We start from the raw sequence: 18,478 nt of genomic DNA on the forward strand, positions 1-18,478 counted from the left end.
TGCTGATATAGCTTTCTAAAGGTTATTTGATATAAAAAAAGAGCTCATTTATTATCGAATAAATGAGCTCTTTTTTTATGATTATTTCTGGATTAGAAAATTAATTTATATCCTGCAAAGAATAACATAATTGCTATGGCATTACGTAGGTACAGGTCTGGAATTTTTCCGCTCAGCATACTTCCTACAAAGATTCCGGGAAGTGATCCCATTAACAATTGACCTAATAAGGAGTAATCTAAATTTCCCATAGAAGCATGTCCTATTCCTGCAACAAGGGTTAAAGGAACGGCGTGAGCAATTTCAGTTCCTACTAATCGGGGAGTTGGTAAAAGAGGGTAAAGGAAAAATAAAGTTACTGTTCCTAATGCACCTGCTCCAATTGAAGTAAGGGTTACTGTTGCGCCTAATAAAATTCCAATGCCTATTGTAAGCATATTTTGAGTCGTACTCTCACTATGAAATTTATCACCAGCATGTTTCTTAGAAAATTTAGCAATTTTGTTTTTGAATAAAATAGCTATTGAGGTAAAAAGAAGTGCCCAACCCAAACTGGTTTTTATAACAGCATTGATTGTAGTGATATCAGTTTTAATATTATCAAGTATCCATAAGGTTACAGCTGCTGCCGGAAGACTTCCTAATGATAGCCAGCCTGTAATTTTCCAGTTGATGTTACTTTTTTTATTGTGAACAAATACACCTGCCATTTTTGTAAATGCAGCATATAATAAATCAGTTCCTACAGCAGTTGTTGGTGGGATGCCAAACCATAATAAAATAGGAGTCATTAAAGAGCCTCCGCCTACACCTGTTAATCCAACTACAAAACCTACTACCAAACCAGCAATTACCAGTCCTATTTGAAAATCCATATTTTAAAATTTTTGGCAAAAATAGAAACTATTTTATTATTATCCTATTGGATTAATAGAGTTTAATGGTTTTATTTTTATTAGAAGTTATGCTGTTTGATTTTGTCTATAATACAAAATTTTAATTGTAATCTTTTTCTAGGATATATAGTATTAGATAGTTAGATAGCTGTAAAAAAGCAAGATATTGTTTTTTTATTCTGTAAATATGTGGTAAATTTGCCGAGTAATCTAGTAAACCGATAGGGTAATAGATTTACAGTTGGTTTAAATCTAAAAAATATGGTAGAAAACACTAATGCAGTTAAGTTTAATTTCTCTTTGAATGGTCGTTTATTGGTAGTGGTACCATTAGTTTTATTGATAGGGTTAATAGTGATGCTGGTTTGTAATCATTATGATGAGTTTACATGGGATGGTTTTGTGTCGGGGTTTGATCAGGAATTAGTAGTGTTTTTTGCAATTGGTGTTTTTGCACAATTAGTAGATGGAACTTTAGGAATGGGTTATGGGGCGACATCTAGTTCTTTTTTATTGGCTTATGGAATTTCGCCGGCAATCAGCAGTACAGGAGTACATGTTGCAGAGATGTTTACTACAGGAGCCTCGGCAATTTCGCATCATAAATTTGGGAATATTAATAAAAAGTTGTTGAAGAATCTTTTAATTCCGGGAGTTATTGGTTCTATTACTGGAGCTTATTTGTTGTCAGATGTCATTGATGGCGATGTAATAAAGCCTTTTATAGCAGTTTATATGATGATTTTAGCGGTTGTTATCGTTATTAAAGCAACCAGAAAAAATATAACTAAAAAGAAGACGAAAAAATTAGGAATTCTAGCTATCTTTGGCGGTTTTATGGATTCTGTTGGCGGAGGCGGTTGGGGACCAATTGTTACATCAACTTTATTAGGGCGTGGAAGAAATCCTCGTTACACTATTGGGTCTGTAAATGCAGCTGAATTTGCAGTGTCATTTGCCAGTGGAATTACCTTTATGTTATTTGGAGGAATACAAGGTTGGCAGGTGATATTAGGATTAATATTAGGAGGTGTGATTGCAGCTCCTCTTGCAGCTTATTTAGTGAATAAAATTCAAAGAAAACCTATGATGATTGTTGTAGGGATTTTAATTATTGTTTTGAGTTTGAAAACACTTTCAAAATATTTTTAAATTATAAATATAATATGAGTACAGCTATAGTTCAAGCATTGTTAGAAAAAACTAAGGATTTATCTATTGAAGAGACTTTTGCTTTTTTAGCAAATGAATACAAGGATAAAGTAGTTTTTTCAACTTCTTTTGGACAAGAAGATCAGGTGATTACGGCAATGATTGCTAAAGCAGAAGCACCGATCACGATTTTCACCCTTGATACAGGGCGTCTTTTTCAGGAAACCTATGATGTTTTTCATAGAACACAAAAAAAATACAAATTACTTATCAAAGTTTATTTTCCGGAAGCTAAAGCAGTTGAAGAATTGCTGGAGAAAAAAGGACCAAATAGCTTTTTTGAGTCGGTTGAAAACAGAAAAGAATGTTGTTTTATTCGAAAAGTAGTGCCGCTTAAAAAAGCATTGGCAGGAAATAAAATCTGGATAACAGGTTTAAGAGCAGAACAATCAGAAAACAGAAGCGATTTGCATTTGTTTGAATATGATGCTAATTTTGACCTCGTAAAATTCAATCCATTATTAAAATGGACTTTAGAAGATGTTCAAAAATATATTGATGATAATAATGTGCCACAAAACAGTTTACATAAAAAAGGATTTGTAAGTATTGGTTGTGCGCCTTGTACCAGAGCAATTGTAGAAGGAGAAGATATTAGAGCAGGAAGATGGTATTGGGAACAAAGCCATAAAGAATGTGGATTACATGGAAAATAAAAGATAGAATTTTTATGTTTTATCGAATTAATAAATAAACAAATTACCAAATAATAATGAGTTCAGTTTTAAAAACAAATGCTTTAGAAAGCGAAGCGATTTACATTTTTAGAGAAGTTATTTCTCAATTTGAAAAGCCGGTGTTGCTTTTTTCAGGAGGAAAAGATTCAATTACCTTAGTGAGATTAGCACAAAAAGCTTTTTTTCCGGCTAAGATTCCTTTTCCATTGTTGCACGTAGACACAGGACATAACTTTCCTGAAACTATCGAATTTAGAGATAAATTAGTTAAAGAATTAGGATTAGAGTTAATCGTTCGTAATGTACAAGACGCTATTGATGAGGGGAAAGTTGTTGAAGAAACTGGTCGTTACGCAAGTAGAAACAGTTTACAAACTACAACACTTTTAGATGCTATTGAAGAATTTAAATTTGATGCTTGTATTGGTGGAGCACGTCGTGATGAAGAAAAAGCTAGAGCTAAAGAACGTATTTTCTCTGTTCGTGATGATTTTGGTCAATGGGATGAAAAAAACCAACGTCCGGAATTATTTGATTTATTAAATGGTAAAATTGAGTTAGGACAAAACGTACGTGTGTTTCCTATTTCAAACTGGACAGAATTAGATGTTTGGAGTTATATTGAACAAGAGCAAATTGAAATTCCATCTATTTACTTCTCTCACACTCGTAAAGTATTTGTAAGAGACGGAATGATTTGGTCTCACTCGCCATTTGTTTATCAGGATGAAGACGAGGAAATTGAAGAAAGAGTAGTTCGTTTTAGAACTGTTGGAGATATGAGTTGTACTGCTGCTGTTGAGTCTTATGCAGGAACTATTGCAGAAGTTGTTGGCGAAATCAGACAATCTACAATTTCTGAAAGAGGAGCTCGTATTGACGATAAACGTTCGGAAGCTGCAATGGAGAAAAGAAAACAACAAGGATACTTTTAAGAAGTTAGTAGTTAAGAGTCAGAAGTTAGAAGAATCAAAAAAACATACAGATTTAAGTTTCGAAAGAACCTGAAATTTTAAACCTGAAACAAAATATAAAATGGAAGTTTTAAAAATAGCAACGGCGGGGAGTGTAGATGACGGAAAGAGTACATTAATTGGAAGATTATTATACGATACACAATCGCTTACTACAGATAAATTAGAAGCAATTGAAAAAAGCAGTAAACAAAAAGGATATGATTATTTAGATTTCTCTTTGGCTACTGACGGATTAGTGGCAGAGAGAGAACAAGGAATCACTATTGATGTGGCTCACATTTATTTTTCTACAGCTAAGAAAAGTTACATCATTGCTGATACTCCTGGTCACGTAGAATATACCCGTAACATGGTTACTGGGGCTTCTACTTCACAAGTTTCAATCATTTTGATTGATGCTCGTAAAGGAGTAATTGAGCAAACATACCGTCACTTTTTTATCAATAATTTATTGAGAGTAAAAGATGTGATTGTTGCTGTAAACAAAATGGATTTAGTTGATTATTCAGAGGAAGTTTTCAATAAAATCAAAGCTGATTTTCAGGCATTGAATGCAAAAAGTTCTTATAAAGAGCAAAACGTAAGTTATATTCCTTTGAGTGCTTTAACTGGAGACAATGTGGTGGAAAGTTTAGGAAAAATGCCTTGGTACACAGGTCAAACTATCCTTCAGCATTTAGAAGAATTAGATTCGAAAGATGTTTATGATAACGGAAAAGCTCGTTTTCCTGTTCAAACAGTAATTCGTCCAAAAACTGAAGAATACCACGATTTTAGAGGATATGCAGGTAAATTATACGGAAATAATATTAAGGTAGGAGATGCTGTTACAGTTTTACCTTCTTTAACAGAATCTAAAGTAACTAATATTCATTTCTTTGATAAACAATTTGATGAAGCAGTTGCAGGTTCGTCTATTACAATTGAGTTGGAAAATGACATCAATGTAACCAGAGGTGATATGATTGTAAAATCGAATGAATTGCCTAAAGTTGAAAAAGAGATTACTACTACAGTTTGCTGGATGGATAGCAAAAAATTAGTAGCAGGAACTAAATATTTAGTGCAACACAATACTAATAGAGTTTTAGCAAAAGTGGATAGCATTAAAAATGTTATTGCAACTGATTATTCAGGAGAAACTCCGGCAACTCAATTAGGGATTAACGAAATTGGTGAAGTAAATATCAAATTAAGCAAAGCGTTATATTTTGATGCTTACGATGATAATAAATCAAATGGAGCTTTTATTTTAATTGATCCATCAACAAACACAACAGCAGGAGTAGGATTTATTAGATAATCCTGTTTCGCTAAAGCAAACACACAACACACAAAGTAAAAAAGCTGTAAGCTGTAAGCTTAAAGCCCAAAGCCAAGAGAAATGGAAAGTTTTAGAACAGAAATAGAAAATCCGATTGTCCAAAAAGAGATTATCGATTTAGAGAAAAAAATACACGCATTCCGTGGAGGTAAAATTGATGACGAACGTTTTCGTAGTCTTCGTTTAGCTCGTGGTATCTATGGTCAGCGTCAGGAAGGCGTACAAATGATTCGTATTAAATTACCTTACGGAAAGGTAAGCAGTGAGCAATTAAGAAGAATAACTGATGTTTCAGAAAAATATTCTACAGGTCGTTTGCACATTACTACGCGTCAGGATATTCAAATTCACTATGTGAGTTTAGACAGAACTCCTGAACTTTGGGCAGATTTGGCTAAAGATGATATCACTTTAAGAGAAGCTTGTGGAAATACCGTTCGTAATATTACAGGAAGTGAATTAGCAGGAGTTGATGTTGATGAGCCATTTGATGTAACTCCTTATGCTCACGCATTGTTCCAATATTTGTTGCGTAACCCAATTTGTCAGGAAATGGGACGTAAATTTAAAATCTCATTCTCTTCATCTGATAAGGATACGGCTTTGAGTTATTTACATGATTTAGGATTTATTCCTAAAATTGTAAATGGACAAAAAGGATTCAAAGTAATGTTAGGTGGAGGATTAGGTTCTCAGCCTTCTCACGCTGAATTACTTTCGGAATTTATTCCTGTAAACCAAATTATTCCAACTGCCGAAGGTGTAATTCGTGTTTTTGACCGTCATGGGGAAAGAGCAAAACGTTTAAAAGCACGTTTGAAATTCTTAATCAAAGATTTAGGTCGTGACGAATTTTTACGTTTAGTTGACGAAGAGAAAAAAGCATTGCCTTTTCACTCTTACGAAATAGATACAACTGCTTTTGAAGGACCTATTACTGAACCTTTATTAGAAGTACCAACAGTTACAATTGAAGATGTTGCAGCTTATGAAGCCTGGAAAAAATCAAATGTAATTGCTCAAAAACAAGCGGGTTATGTAGCTATTGGGGTAAAAGTACTTTTAGGAGATTTTTATATCGATAAAGCAAGGTTATTAGCTGATTTAATCAAAAACTACGGAGCAAATGAATTGCGTTTTTCATTACGTCAAAACATTGTAATCCGTAATATTAAAGAAGAGAATTTACCATTCTTCTATCAGGAATTAGCCAAATTAGATATGGTTAATTTAGGTTATGATACTGTTGGTGATATTACGGCTTGTCCGGGTACAGATACTTGTAACTTAGGTATTGCAAGTAGTACTGGTATTGCTGATGAATTAGAAAGAGTATTAAAAGCAGAGTTTCCACAATTTGCAAACAACAAAGAAATCACAATCAAAATTAGTGGTTGTATGAATGCTTGTGGACAACATAATATGGCCGAAATTGGTTTCCAGGGAATGTCAATAAATTCAGGGAAATTAGTAGCGCCAGCATTACAAGTATTGTTAGGTGGAGGAAATTTAGGAGATGGAAAAGGACGTTTTGCTGATAAAGTTATCAAAATTCCTAGCCGTCGTGGACCAGAAGCTTTACGTTTAATTTTAAATGATTTTGAAGCTAATGCTAACGGAGCTACATTTTTAGATTATTATGATGCAAACGGAGAGAAATATTTCTACGAATTCTTAAAACCTCTTGCGGATGTTACTAATCTTACCGAAGCTGATTTTGTTGACTGGGGTAATGCTGACAACTATGTAAAAGCGGTAGGTGTAGGAGAATGTGCTGGTGTTGTTATCGATTTAGTAGCTACATTATTGTATGAAGCTAAAGACAAATTAATAGTGGCTCAGGAATCTTTCGAAGAAGGAAAATGGTCTGATTCTATTTATCAGGCGTATGCAGGTTTTGTTAACGGAGCAAAAGCTTTATTATTGGCTGAAAAGCAAAAAACAAATACTCATGCCGGAATCATTGATTCATTCGATACAGTTTTCGTTGAAGGAAATAAAATTGAATTAGCAACTTCTTTTAGAGATTTAGTATACCAAATCAATAAAAATGAGCCTTCTGAAGCTTTTGCTAAACAATACATTCAGGAAGCAATTACTTTCTTCGAAAAATTAGAAGCATACAGAGAGCAGGATTTAGCTAAAGCATAAGCATAAAAAATGAGTGAAAATAACAACACAAATAGTATTGATTTACAGTCAGAAGCGCAGGAACGTAATGAATTGTATCCAATATTTTTAAAACTACATAATCTAAGTGTGCTTATTGTAGGCGGAGGAAATGTAGGTTTAGAAAAGTTATCTTTTTTACTCAAGTCAAGTCCTAATGCAAAAGTTGAGGTTGTTGCGCCACGTTTTATTGATGAATTAGTTGAATTAGCCGCAAAACATCCTGCTGTAAAATTGACTAAAAAAAGATTCAGAAAAAAAATGCTGAAAAAGCGTAATATGGTAATAGCCTGTACAGATGATTTGAAAGTAAATAAACGCGTATACGAATTGTCCCGAAAAAGATATTTGATATGCAATATTGCTGATACACCTGATTTATGCGATTATTATTTAGGAGGAATTGTGACAAAAGGAAACGTAAAGATTGCCATTTCGACTAATGGGAAATCACCTACAACAGCCAAACGCTTGAGAGAGTTTTTTGAGGAAGTAATACCGGAAGATATTAATCAAATGGTTCAAAACCTCAATGATTATCGAAATACTCTTAAAGGAGATTTTGAAGAAAAGGTTCAAAAAATGAATGAGATTACTCAATCATTAAAAAAATAAATAGAAAAGTGTAATTGTTAGAAAAACGATGACCGAAATCATGTAATACTTTTGATTTTTTTCGTTTCTTTGCAATTATTAAGAATGATTATAAATAAATTACAAAATGATAGAAACAGATATCCTTATAATAGGAGCCGGTCCAACTGGTTTATTTGCAGTTTTTGAAGCAGGTTTATTAAAATTAAAATGTCATATCCTTGATGCTTTACCGCAGCCAGGAGGTCAGCTTTCAGAATTATATCCTAAAAAACCAATTTATGATATTCCAGGTTTTCCAGAAGTATTAGCTGGAGATTTAGTACATGGATTGATGGAGCAAATTAAACAATTTGAACCAGGTTTTACATTAGGAGAGCGTGCTGAAACAATTGTTAAACAAGAAGACGGTAGTTTTATTGTAACTTCTAACGAAGGAACTGAATTTCATGCTAAAGTAATTGCTATTGCTGGTGGATTAGGAAGTTTTGAACCTAGAAAGCCTTTAATTGAGGATATCGAGTTTTACGAAAACAAAGGAGTAAAATACTTTATCAAAAACCCGGAAGACTTTAGAAATAAAAGAGTAGTTATTGCCGGAGGAGGAGATTCAGCATTAGACTGGAGTATCTTCTTGGCTGATGTTGCTTCAGAAGTAACTTTAGTTCACCGTCGTAACGAATTCCGTGGTGCTTTAGACTCAGTAGAAAAAGTACAGGAATTAAAAAATGCTGGAAAAATTCACTTAATTACTCCTGCTGAAGTAGTAGGTGTTAATGGAGCTGAGCATGTAGAATCTATTGATTTAGACGAAAACGGAGCGCACCGTAACATTCCTTGTGATTTCTTTATTCCACTTTTCGGATTAACGCCTAAATTAGGACCTATCGGAGACTGGGGATTAGAAATCGAGAAAAATGCAATCAAAGTAAATAACGCTTTAGATTACCAAACTAATATTCCTGGAATCTTCGCTATCGGAGATATTAATACGTATCCAGGTAAATTAAAGTTAATCCTTTGTGGATTCCACGAGGCGACTTTAATGTGTCAATCTGCTTACCAAATCATTAATCCAGGTAAAAAATATGTATTGAAATATACTACTGTTTCTGGAGTTGATGGATTTGACGGAACTCGTAAAGAAGCGCCAAAAGCGGTTGTAAAAGCAATTAACTAAAATAAAGTTATTAAGTTTCTAAGGTTCTGAGTTTCTAAGTTTGAAATTCAGAACCTTTTTTTTCTTAGAAACTTAGCGACTTAGTTGCTTAGCAACTTTAAAAAAACACTTGCAAGTGGTAAGGCTATTGCTTTACTTTGCATTTCCAAATTATAAAAATAAATAGGAGCAAAACACAGGGATTTTCAGTTAATATGGTTTCCTGCTGTTCGCTACTATCTATTGCATTTGCTTAGCGCAAATGCAATAGGATAACCGCTGCCATCAGGGCTAAAGAGCTTTGAATAGTGATTTTTTTGGAAAAATATAAAAACAAAAGCTTAGTGCCTTAGTGCCTTAGCGGCAAAAAAATAAGTTATGCCAAGCATTCAAGAAGAAATCAAAAAAAGAATACTCGTTCTCGATGGAGCAATGGGAACCATGTTGCAACGCTATAATTTTTCGGAAGAAGATTTTAGAGGCGAACGTTTCAAGGATTTTCCACATTCGCTAAAAGGAAATAACGATTTGTTGTCACTGACCCAACCTAAAGCCATTGCCGAAGTGCATGCTGCTTATTTTGACGCTGGTGCTGATATTGTAGAAACCAATACGTTCTCAGGAACGACAATTGGTATGGCCGATTATCATATGGAAGATTTGGTATACGAATTGAACTATGAGTCGGCAAAAATTGCCCGTCAGGTAGCCGATGAATTTACAGCCAAAAATCCGGAAAAACCTCGTTTTGTGGCGGGTTCAATTGGGCCAACAAACCGTACAGCGAGTATGTCACCTGATGTGAATGATCCGGGATACAGAGCCGTAACTTTTGATGATTTACGCATTGCTTACAAGGAGCAGGTAGAAGCTTTAATGGATGGAGGATGTGATTTACTTTTAGTAGAAACAATTTTTGATACGTTGAATGCAAAAGCAGCACTTTTTGCTATAGAAGAAGTAAAAGACGAACGCAATATTGATATTCCTATCATGGTTTCGGGAACTATTACTGATGCTTCAGGAAGAACACTTTCGGGACAAACGGTAGAAGCATTCCTGATTTCAGTATCTCATATTCCGTTGTTGAGTGTAGGTTTCAATTGTGCTTTGGGTGCCGATTTGTTGAAACCTTATTTACAAACATTATCACACAATACATCATTTAATGTTTCGGCGCATCCTAATGCAGGATTGCCTAATGCTTTTGGAGAATACGATGAAACGCCAGCGCAAACTCAGGCTTTAATTCGTGAATATTTAGAAGATAATTTAGTAAATATTATTGGTGGTTGTTGCGGTACAACTCCGGATCACATCCGATTGATTGCTGAGGCCGCAGCAGAATATAAACCGAGAGTATCGACGGCTAGTTTATAGTCGTTAAATAAATATCAATAATATGAGAAAGTTTATTTTTTTAGTTTCCGTTTGTATGTTTTTTTCTTGTTCGGGTTTGATGGCACAAACGCAGATGGAAATGAATGCAAAAGCTCAAAAAGAGTATCAAAAAGCAGATGCTGAATTGAATAAAGTATATCAGAAATTGATGAAAATTTTGAGTAAAGAAGATAAGAAATTATTAATTACTGCTCAAAAAGATTGGTTGAAATTTAGAGACTCACATTGTAAATTTGAATCACAACAATATGATGGCGGAAGTATTCAGCCATTAATTATAGCAACTTGTTTGAGTCAGCAAACTACAAAGAGAGTAAATGATTTGAAGGCGAGTTTGAAAGAAAGAAGTTCAAGATAATGTTTTTTAAGAGGGAAATCTTAAAAAGCATTTTCAAAATAAAATCTTTAGAAAATAGACCTACAAGGTTTTTAGAAACCTCGCAGGAACTAAATAAATAAAAAATAACTCAGTATCTAAGCAACTTAGAAACTCAGTAACTTAAAAGAAAATGGCAGAAGTAGAAGCAAGAAGGAATTTAGTTTTATCGGGATTAGAACCTTTGATTATTACGCCCGAAAGCGTTTTTGTAAACGTTGGGGAGCGTACGAATGTTACAGGTTCCAGAAAATTTCTTCGATTGATTAAAGAGGAGAAATACGATGAAGCGCTTAGTATTGCTAAAGAGCAGGTAGAAGGAGGAGCGCAAATCATCGATATTAATATGGATGAGGGAATGCTTGATGGTGAGTATGCTATGGTAAAATTCCTGAATTTGATTGCTGCCGAACCGGATATTGCCCGTGTGCCTATTATGATTGATAGTTCGAAATGGCATATTATCGAAGCTGGATTGAAAGTGGTTCAGGGAAAATGTGTGGTAAATTCGATTTCGTTAAAAGAAGGTGAAGAACAATTTATTCATCATGCTAAACTAATCAAACGTTACGGAGCTGCGGCTATCGTAATGGCTTTTGATGAAGTAGGACAGGCCGATAATTATGACCGAAGAGTCGAAATTTGCCAGCGTTCGTATGATATTTTGGTTAATAAAGTTGGTTTTCCTCCGCAGGATATTATTTTCGATTTGAATATTTTCCCGGTTGCAACCGGAATGGAAGAGCACCGATTAAATGCCTTGGATTTCTTTAGAGGAACGAAATGGGTTCGTGAAAATTTACCGCACGCACATATTAGTGGTGGGGTGAGTAACGTTTCTTTCTCTTTCCGTGGAAATGATGTAGTAAGAGAGGCGATGCATTCGGTTTTCCTGTATCATGCAATTAAAGAGGGAATGACAATGGGTATTGTAAACCCGGAAATGTTAACCATTTATGATGATATCCCAAAGGATTTATTAGAATATGTTGAAGATGTAATTTTAGATAGAAGAGACGATGCAACGGAGCGTTTACTGGATTTTGCCGAAAGCGTAAAAGGAGAAGGTAAAACCAATGAAAAAGCGGTTCAGGAATGGAGAAATGGAACTTTTCAGGAACGAATTACACATGCTTTAGTAAAAGGAATTGACCAGTTTATCGAAGAAGACGTTGAGGAGGCAAGATTGGCAGCTACAAAACCTATCGAAGTTATCGAAATCAACTTGATGGCGGGAATGAATGTAGTAGGAGATTTATTTGGTAGCGGGAAAATGTTCTTGCCGCAGGTAGTAAAATCAGCACGTGTAATGAAAAAAGCGGTGGCTTATTTATTACCATTTATTGAAGCTTCAAAACAAGCTGGAGACAAAGAAGGTAACGGAAAAATATTGATGGCAACCGTAAAAGGAGATGTTCATGATATTGGAAAAAATATTGTTTCGGTAGTATTGGCTTGTAATAATTATGAGATTATCGATTTAGGGGTAATGGTTGCTCCTGAGAAAATTATTGCGGCTGCCATAGAACATGATGTAGATATTATTGGATTAAGCGGTTTAATTACACCTTCGCTGGATGAAATGGTATTTTTAGCCAAAGAATTAGATAAGCGAGACATGCAAATTCCAGTAATGATTGGTGGGGCAACCACTTCGCGTGCACATACTGCTGTGAAAATTGCGCCGCAATATCGTGCTACAGCAATTCACGTAAATGATGCGTCAAGAGCTGTAACTGTGGCTGGAAATTTATTAGATCAAAATAAAGAGTCTTATATGAACGGTATTCGTGAAGAATACGATGCTTTTAGAGAAACGTTTTTAAATCGTTCGAGAGATAAAAATTTCTTATCGATTGAAGACGCCCGTAAAAATAAATTGCAATTGGACTGGAACGAATTTACTCCTGTGAAACCAAATGTAATTGGTGAGCAGGTAGTCGAAGTAGATTTGGATGTTTTAGTCCCTTATATCGACTGGACTCCGTTTTTTCAAACTTGGGAATTGTACGGAAAATATCCGGCTATTTTGACCGATGAGGTTGTTGGTGAACAGGCAACTTCTGTATTTGCAGATGCTCAGGCGATGTTGGAAGTAATTTTAAAAGAAAAGAAATTTTCAGCTAAAGGAATTTACGGAATTTTCCCTGCTAACCAAATCAATGATGACGACATTGAATTGACAGACGAAAACGGAAAACCGTTGCAAACGTTCCTGACTTTGCGTCAGCAGTCGCAGAAAACTAAAGGAGCTCCAAATATTGCTCTTGCCGATTTTATTGCGCCAAAAGAATCCGGAAAAGTGGATTATATGGGGGCTTTTTGTGTAACAACAGGTTTTGGTGTTGACGAATGGGCAGCTGAATTCGAAAAAGATTTGGATGATTATAATTCGATTATGGTAAAAGCCTTAGCCGATCGTTTTGCTGAAGCTTTCGCTGAATATTTGCATGAAAGAATTCGTAAAGAAATTTGGGGTTATGCAGCAGATGAATCATTATCGAATGCTGAATTGATTAAAGAAACGTATAAAGGAATTCGTCCGGCGCCAGGTTATCCGGCTTGTCCTGATCATTTAGAAAAACCAACGATTTGGAAATTACTGAATGTTGAGAAGGAAATAGGTGTGACTTTGACTGAAAGTATGGCAATGTGGCCGGCGGCTTCGGTATCAGGTTATTATTTTGGAAATCCTGAAAGTAGGTATTTCGGATTAGGGAAAATAAAAGAAGATCAGGTGATTGATTATGCCAAACGTAGAAGTATTTCGACTGATTTGGCAATGAAATGGTTGGGACCTAACATAGCAGATTAAAAAGATAGTTTATGGTTGTTGGTTTGTCGTATGGTTTTAAACCAGAACGAAAAACAACAAACAATAAACAACAAACAACAAAGATGAAAGTAACACAGCATATAGAAAACGCAAAAGGAAAACCATTGTTTTCCTTCGAAATTGTTCCGCCTCAAAAAGGGAGTAATATTAAAGACTTGTATGAAAATATAGATCCTTTGATGGATTTTAAGCCGCCATTTATAGATGTAACTACTTCGAGAGAAGAGTATGTGTATATTGAAAAAGATGGGCTTTTTGACCGTCGCATTACACGTATGCGTCCGGGTACAGTTGGGATTTGCGCTTCTATTCAGCATAAATACGGAGTAGATGCTATTCCGCATGTATTGTGTGGCGGATTTACTAAAGAAGAAACCGAATACTTATTGGTGGATTGTCATTATTTAGGAATTGAAAATTTAGTAGCACTTCGTGGTGATCCTATGAAAGGTGAAAAATATTTCGAGCCAATGAAAGGTGGAAATACTTATGCTGTAGATTTGGTTAGACAGATCAAGGCTATGAATTCTGGTAAGTTTTTACATGGTGAATTACCAATAACGAATGCGCCTGATTTTTGTGTAGGTGTAGCTGGATATCCTGAAAAACATATTGAAGCTCCAAGTCTTGAAGCCGATTTGAAACGATTAAAAGAAAAAGTAGATGCTGGGGCAGATTATATTGTAACCCAAATGTTTTTTGATAATCAGCGTTATTTCAAGTTTGTAGAAGCCGCCCGAGCAATTGGAATTACAGTGCCAATTATTCCTGGGATTAAACCAGTCGCTGTGAAACGTCATTTACAGTTATTACCACAGGTTTTTTGGTTAGATATGCCGGAAAGTTTAATTAATGAAATTGAAAATGCTAAGGATAATGCAGCAGTTCGTCAGATAGGAGTAGAATTTGCTGTTCAGCAATCTAAGGAGTTGATGGAATTTGGGGTGCCTTGTTTGCATTATTATTCGATGGGAAAATCAGATAATATCCATCAAATAGCAAGTCAGTTGTTTTAGAACTTTAATAGTATTATGTTGAAGTTTTGTTAAAATTATAAAGTCTTTAAAATTTATAAATATGAAGCTAAAATTAACATTGTTATTTGTTGTATTTACAACTTTGGTGTTTTCGCAAACTGATGATTTACATAAAATATCTTTAAAAGATAAAAAAGATGTTGCTTTAGATTATGCTTTTTCTGTAGAGAATGTAATCGATGGACGTCAATTTAAACATAATATAGGAACAGTTCAAAAAGGAGCGTTTAACAGAAAAGTTTTAGCCGATTTTGAAACTTCTTTGCCAGAGGAATTTTTAAGTTATTTTGCTGTAATTTGCCCTAAGAAAGATAATAAACCTGCAATAGTTGTAAGGATAAACGATTTATATGTTTCAGAACTTACTCGTGCTTTTTCAGAAACGGGTTACGCTACAGTAGTGATTGATGTAATAGAAATAAAAAATGGAGTGAGTTATGTAGTTGGAACCTATACTGCTTCTACAGAAAGTAATGGTGTGGATGTTACTAACAAGCATGATGAAAGATTAAAATCAGTTATTCAACAATGTCTTAATGACTATGTTAAAACAAGCGAAAAAGACAAAACGAATATAGTTTATGATTCAGCTTTAATTACTACAGTGAATGAAAAGACTTTTAGTGTTCCCAAAAAGGGAGTCTATTTATCTTATTCAGATGTTTTTAATGATAAACCTATAAGTGATAATAACTTTGAAATTTCTAATAAAAATGATAAGTTTTATTTGATAAATAAAAAGTCTAATGAGAAAGAGTTGAATTATTATGGATTCAGTGATGGTGACGTATTTTATATTAACGTTTCAAAATATGCAAACTCAAAATATTATGCTAAAACGGAAATTATTGCAGATAAATATTTTATTGAAAATGTTGTTTATAATCAAGCCAATGCGAATGCTATGGCAGCAATGTTTGGATTAGTTGGAGCATTAATTGCAACTTCTGATACTTCTGTGCCAATGTTAATAGATTGTAATACTGGACAGCCTTCTTTTTTATCTAAAAGTGAAATAAAAATTATGTTAGGACGTTATCCGGAACTTTTAAAAGAGTATAAGAAAAGTGATAAAACTAATTCTGATATAAAAAATATCTTGACTAAATATTATAAAGAGACTAAATCTTTATAAAACAAAAAAAGCATCGTCTCTACTGAAACGATGCTTTTTTTGTTTAATTTATAAAACCAACTTTTTAAAAACCATTAATTGAGATCGGTAAAGTAAAAAGACTTCTAACTTGCATTCCTTTTTGTTGGCCCGGAATCCATTTTGGAGATAGTTTTAAAACCCGAATAGCCTCTTCGCTAGTACCAAAGCCTAAATCTCTTAACACTTTTATGTCGGTTAGGCTTCCATCTATTTCAACAATAAAAGTTACATATATTTTTCCTTTTATTTCTTTTGCTTCACGAGGGGTTATGTAATTTTTTGCAATGTATTTATGAAACTCTTTGATTCCTCCTGGGAAATCTGGTTTTACTTCTATTCCAGCTGAACTATAAAGAGAATTCTGATTGGGGTGTATTGTTTTTTCTTGTCCGTAGCCTAATTGTATTGAAAAGAACAAAACTGCAAGTAATAAAAAGTTTTTCATTTTTAAGAGGTTTTTAAAAAGGTTGATTTTTTTTTATAAATATATTCTTTGTTTTGAAATATTTATTACTTTATTAAAAACAAGTGTATTGTTTTTTGTACAGACTGAACACTAAAAACTAAATACTGAGAATTTATTTAGTGATTTCTCTAAAAACGGCTTCCAGATTTTTGTTCTTTTGGTTGAGTTGTAATGTTTTTAATCCATTTTCGGTAGCAAAATCAAAAACGGCTGGACGCATGTCTTTATCGGTTTTGAAAGTTAATTCCCAGGTCATATCATGGGTGTTTTTGTACGAAATAAGATTTTCAATTTTGGCTATAGACTGTTCTTCGATTTTATAATCAAATTCAACTTCGATAACTTGTTCTTTGTCGGTTGCAATTAGATTATCCAGTTTTTTATCGGTAACTATTTTTCCCTTATTAATGATAATTACGCGATCGCAAATGGCTTCTACTTCCTGCATAATGTGAGTAGAAAGGAAAACGGTTTTGTCTTTTCCTGCGTTTTTAATCACGTTGCGAATTTCTAATAATTGATTAGGGTCTAATCCTGTTGTGGGTTCGTCCAGAATTAATACGTCAGGATTGTGAAGTAAAGCATTAGCTAATCCTACACGCTGGCGATATCCTTTAGATAATTCTCCTATTTTTTTATGACTTTCGTTAGTCAAACCTGTTAATTGAATTACTTCTTCAATTCTAGATTTAGGTGCTTTGTAAACATCGGCATTAAAAGCCAGGTATTCTCTAACGTATAAATCCAGATATAACGGATTGTGTTCTGGCAAATAGCCAATAGAAAGCTGAACTGCTTTTGGATTAGTATTAACATCTTGTTGGTTAACCAGAGCGGTACCTTCATCGGCAGTAAGGTAAGTTGTCAATATTTTCATCAAGGTCGATTTTCCGGCTCCGTTAGGTCCCAGGAAACCTACAATTTCTCCTTTTTGTATAGAAAACGAAATGTTGTCCAATGCCTTTTGGTCACCATAACTTTTAGATATATTTTTTACTGCTATTGACATGTTCCTTTGTTATTTAGGGCAAAAATAAAGAGAAAAAGCGTTGCTTTATTTTTTTTATAAAAAAAACGAAATATTCTTTGTGTTGTTGGAAATAAGTTATATATTTGCCAGCGTTAAAAATAATAATTCATAGAGAATAATATTTATCAAAATGTCAAATAACCGTTTCTATTTTAGTACTTCTTTTTATTTCTTTAGCGAGAGATAAGGATTGTGCTATGGTAATTTGAGAATATAAGATAACAAATAAAACTAATATACAATCCTGATGAAAATCAGGATTTTTTTTTGAATAAATGGAAGCAAAAATTGCGATACAAGGTATAGTAGGTTCTTTTCATCATCAGGTGGCTCAGGAGTATTACGATCAGGATGTGGTTGTTGATGAGTGTTTGTCCTTTGATGAATTAGTAGATAGTCTTTTGTCAGGTAAATCAACTCAGGCAGTGATGGCTATTGAAAATTCTATTGCAGGACCAATTATTCCAAATTATGCCTTAATCGACAAGAATAATTTACATATTATAGGAGAGCATTACTTGAGAATTCATCAAAACCTGATGGCATTAAAAGGACAAAGTATCGCTGATATAAAAGAAGTGTATTCGCATCCAATGGCATTATTACAATGTATGGATTTCTTAAAGCAATATCCGCACATTAAATTAGTTGAAGATAAAGATACGGCTGAAACAGCCCGCAGAATCCAGGAAAATCAACTAAAAGGCGTTGCAGCAATTGCGAGTAAAACCGCAGCGAAGATGTATGATTTAGAAATTTTGGCTCCCGAAATTCAAACGATAAAAAATAACATGACTCGTTTTGTTATTATCAATAAAGAGAATTCGTTTGTTCCAGAAAACGAAATTAACAGAGCTTCAATGAAATTCGAATTGGATCATAAACGTGGAAGTTTAGCGGCAGTTTTGAATGTAATGAGTGATTGTAAAATGAATTTGACTAAAATTCAATCGTTGCCAAAAATTGAAACACCTTGGAAATATTCTTTTTTCGTAGATGTTACTTTCGAAAAATATGAAGATTACGCCAAAGCAAAATCGTTACTAGCTATTATGGCAGAATATTTTAAAGTTTTGGGAGAATATAGAAATACCAAACCTCTAATCAGTTTAGATTAAAAGGAAAAATAAAGCAGATTTTAAATTCGGGAATAGTTCAAAGTCAAAGA

Annotated in this window: 16 protein-coding genes; 13 read left to right on the plus strand and 3 right to left on the minus strand. The window is 34.0% G+C overall.

Going from position 1 to position 18,478, the window contains the following annotated elements; all coding sequences use genetic code 11:
• Positions 1–92 precede the first annotated feature (92 nt).
• Positions 93–875 (minus strand): sulfite exporter TauE/SafE family protein, encoded by a 783-nt coding sequence (locus FEM21_RS12915; RefSeq protein WP_035661030.1) that lies wholly within the window; start codon positions 873–875, stop codon positions 93–95.
• Positions 876–1,157: 282 nt separating this feature from the next.
• Between FEM21_RS12915 and FEM21_RS12920 the strand changes: the two genes are divergently transcribed.
• The 12 genes from FEM21_RS12920 to FEM21_RS12975 all read left to right on the plus strand — a co-directional run bounded on the left by FEM21_RS12920 (position 1,158) and on the right by FEM21_RS12975 (position 15,793).
• Entirely contained in the window at positions 1,158–2,048 is an 891-nt protein-coding gene (locus FEM21_RS12920; protein ID WP_035661031.1) for a sulfite exporter TauE/SafE family protein, read from the plus strand.
• A 14-nt stretch (positions 2,049–2,062) separates the two neighbouring features.
• Positions 2,063–2,764 (plus strand): phosphoadenylyl-sulfate reductase, encoded by a 702-nt coding sequence (locus tag FEM21_RS12925; protein WP_035661035.1) that lies wholly within the window; start codon positions 2,063–2,065, stop codon positions 2,762–2,764.
• 56 nt (positions 2,765–2,820) lie between these two features.
• The gene (gene cysD / locus FEM21_RS12930) at positions 2,821–3,720 is read left to right on the plus strand and encodes a sulfate adenylyltransferase subunit CysD (protein WP_035661038.1); all 900 of its coding nucleotides are present in this window, start codon (positions 2,821–2,823) and stop codon (positions 3,718–3,720) included.
• A gap of 100 nt (positions 3,721–3,820) precedes the next feature.
• Positions 3,821–5,065, plus strand: a complete 1,245-nt coding sequence (locus FEM21_RS12935) for a sulfate adenylyltransferase subunit 1 (RefSeq protein ID WP_035661040.1) — start codon at positions 3,821–3,823, stop codon at positions 5,063–5,065.
• An 81-nt stretch (positions 5,066–5,146) separates the two neighbouring features.
• Positions 5,147–7,237 carry a HEPN domain-containing protein gene (locus FEM21_RS12940; RefSeq protein WP_035661043.1) on the plus strand — a complete coding sequence of 697 codons (2,091 nt, stop codon included), beginning with the start codon at positions 5,147–5,149 and terminating at the stop codon, positions 7,235–7,237.
• A 9-nt stretch (positions 7,238–7,246) separates the two neighbouring features.
• Positions 7,247–7,870 carry a precorrin-2 dehydrogenase/sirohydrochlorin ferrochelatase family protein gene (locus FEM21_RS12945; protein ID WP_051627595.1) on the plus strand — a complete coding sequence of 208 codons (624 nt, stop codon included), beginning with the start codon at positions 7,247–7,249 and terminating at the stop codon, positions 7,868–7,870.
• 106 nt (positions 7,871–7,976) lie between these two features.
• Positions 7,977–9,029: an NAD(P)/FAD-dependent oxidoreductase gene (locus tag FEM21_RS12950; RefSeq protein WP_035661045.1), complete on the plus strand. Its 1,053-nt coding sequence runs from the start codon at positions 7,977–7,979 to the stop codon at positions 9,027–9,029.
• A 357-nt stretch (positions 9,030–9,386) separates the two neighbouring features.
• Positions 9,387–10,388, plus strand: coding sequence for a homocysteine S-methyltransferase family protein (locus tag FEM21_RS12955; protein WP_035661047.1), 1,002 nt, complete (start codon positions 9,387–9,389; stop codon positions 10,386–10,388).
• A gap of 22 nt (positions 10,389–10,410) precedes the next feature.
• Positions 10,411–10,767, plus strand: coding sequence for a lysozyme inhibitor LprI family protein (locus FEM21_RS12960; RefSeq protein WP_035661049.1), 357 nt, complete (start codon positions 10,411–10,413; stop codon positions 10,765–10,767).
• Between the two features lie 151 nt (positions 10,768–10,918).
• Positions 10,919–13,600, plus strand: a complete 2,682-nt coding sequence (gene metH, locus FEM21_RS12965) for a methionine synthase (protein ID WP_081824703.1) — start codon at positions 10,919–10,921, stop codon at positions 13,598–13,600.
• 83 nt (positions 13,601–13,683) lie between these two features.
• Positions 13,684–14,637: a methylenetetrahydrofolate reductase [NAD(P)H] gene (gene metF / locus FEM21_RS12970; protein ID WP_035661103.1), complete on the plus strand. Its 954-nt coding sequence runs from the start codon at positions 13,684–13,686 to the stop codon at positions 14,635–14,637.
• A gap of 61 nt (positions 14,638–14,698) precedes the next feature.
• Complete coding sequence (locus FEM21_RS12975; RefSeq protein ID WP_035661050.1) at positions 14,699–15,793, plus strand: DUF6563 family protein; 1,095 nt, start codon at positions 14,699–14,701, stop codon at positions 15,791–15,793.
• A gap of 64 nt (positions 15,794–15,857) precedes the next feature.
• Here the strand turns inward: FEM21_RS12975 and FEM21_RS12980 are convergent, their stop codons facing one another.
• Positions 15,858–16,259, minus strand: a complete 402-nt coding sequence (locus tag FEM21_RS12980; protein ID WP_051627597.1) for an energy transducer TonB — start codon at positions 16,257–16,259, stop codon at positions 15,858–15,860.
• A gap of 133 nt (positions 16,260–16,392) precedes the next feature.
• Positions 16,393–17,289, minus strand: a complete 897-nt coding sequence (gene gldA / locus FEM21_RS12985; RefSeq protein WP_035661052.1) for a gliding motility-associated ABC transporter ATP-binding subunit GldA — start codon at positions 17,287–17,289, stop codon at positions 16,393–16,395.
• A 296-nt stretch (positions 17,290–17,585) separates the two neighbouring features.
• On the opposite strand from gldA, the gene FEM21_RS12990 reads away from it, so the two are divergent.
• Entirely contained in the window at positions 17,586–18,428 is an 843-nt protein-coding gene (locus tag FEM21_RS12990) for a prephenate dehydratase (RefSeq protein ID WP_035661054.1), read from the plus strand.
• Positions 18,429–18,478 lie beyond the last annotated feature (50 nt).

The organism is Flavobacterium seoulense (assembly GCF_000695795.1).
Lineage (GTDB): Bacteria > Bacteroidota > Bacteroidia > Flavobacteriales > Flavobacteriaceae > Flavobacterium > Flavobacterium seoulense.